Origin of the sequence: Methylobacterium sp. CCH5-D2, from assembly GCF_001556475.1 — a bacterium.
In the GTDB taxonomy this organism is placed as follows: Bacteria; Pseudomonadota; Alphaproteobacteria; order Rhizobiales; family Beijerinckiaceae; genus Methylobacterium; species Methylobacterium hispanicum.
Genome location: NZ_LSIX01000410.1, coordinates 1 through 1,331 on the forward strand (window position 1 = coordinate 1; position 1,331 = coordinate 1,331).

1 protein-coding gene and 1 pseudogene are annotated in these 1,331 nt (G+C 77.1%); one reads left to right on the forward strand and one right to left on the reverse strand.

The genetic code is table 11. The features are described from left to right. Positions 1 to 396: pseudogene (locus AX737_RS10525) on the forward strand (hypothetical protein); the annotation flags it as partial. Between the two features lie 25 nt (positions 397 to 421). Here the strand turns inward: AX737_RS10525 and lpxK are convergent. Then, entirely contained in the window at positions 422 to 1,330 is a 909-nt protein-coding gene (gene lpxK, locus AX737_RS10530; RefSeq protein WP_082772981.1) for a tetraacyldisaccharide 4'-kinase, read from the reverse strand. Position 1,331: the final 1 nt, after the last annotated feature.

A 1,331-nucleotide genomic window follows, 5' to 3' on the forward strand; every position in this document is an offset into this window, starting at 1 on the left:
GTACGGGCGCGCCCCGCCGAGACCGTGCGCGCCCGTACCGCCAGCACCAGCTTCGCGGCCCTGCCGCCCGCCCCCGAGAAGGCCGCGGCCGAGAAGCCCGGCGCGCGCCCGGCCCCTGCAGAGAGCCGCAAGGAGCCGGCAAAGCCCGCTGACGCCAAGGGGGAGACGTCCGAACACGCCAAGAGAAAGCCCGAGAAGGTTGTCGCCGCGCGCAAGCCCGCGCCTGCAGCCATCGCTTCGGCCGAGGCGGGGACCCAGCCGACAGCCTCTGCCGAGGCCGAGGAGACGGAGGTGTTCGGCATCAAGGTGCCGACGCTCGCCGCCACGGGCCGCAAGATCGGCGCGAGCGTCGAGGCGCTGGGCAACGCGGTGAAGGGCCTGCCGGACAAGTTCTGATCGCGCCGCCGACAGGCACGCGGCCTCACGCCGGCCGGCACAGGGCCCGCAACTGCGCGCGCAAGGGCGCTTCGTCGCGGAAGCGCAGCCGCACGGACAGCACGCGGGCCGCGAAGGCCGCCGGCAGGCGCACCGCATCCTTCTCAGTGGTGACGAGGTCCGCGCCGAGACGCGCCGCCTCGGCGGCCAGCGCCGCAAGGTCGCCCGCCGCGTAGGGATGGTGGTCGGGAAAGGCCCGGGTGGCGGCGACGTCCGCCCCGCTCTCCCGCACCGTCGCGAAGAATTTCTGCGGGCGGCCGATCCCCGCGAAGGCCAGAACGCGCCGGCCGGCGAGCGCGCCGGGCTCCGCGGCGAGCCGGGCGCGGTGCACGGGCAGGCCATGCCGCAGGGCGGCCTCCGCCACGGCCTCGCCCGGCCCGTCGCCGACCAGGATCAGCCCGGCAACATGCGCCCACTGGTCGGCCAGCGGGGCCCTGAGCGGCCCCGCCGGAAAGGGCAGACCGTTGCCGATGCCCGCGCCCGCATCGACCACCGCGAGGGCGAGGTCTTTGGTGAGCGAGGGGTTCTGCAGCCCGTCATCCATCACGATCACGTCCGCGCCCCCCGCCGCGCACAGGGCGGCGCCGGCCACCCGGTCGCGCGCGACGACGGCCGGGGCGCAGCGTGCGAGAAGGAGCGGCTCGTCGCCGACATCCGCGGCCCCGTGGCGCGCGGGATCGACCGCGACGGGGCCGGGCAGGCGCCCGCCATAGCCGCGGCTCAGGAAGGCCGGTCGGGCGCCGAGGTCGCGCAGGATGTCGGCGAGCGCCAGCGCCGCCGGGGTCTTGCCGGCACCGCCCAGGGTGAAGTTGCCGAGGCAGAGGACCGGGCAGGGCCCGCGCGCGCCGGGCCGCGCCATCCGGGCGGCGGTGAGCCGGCCGTAGAGGGCGCCCAGC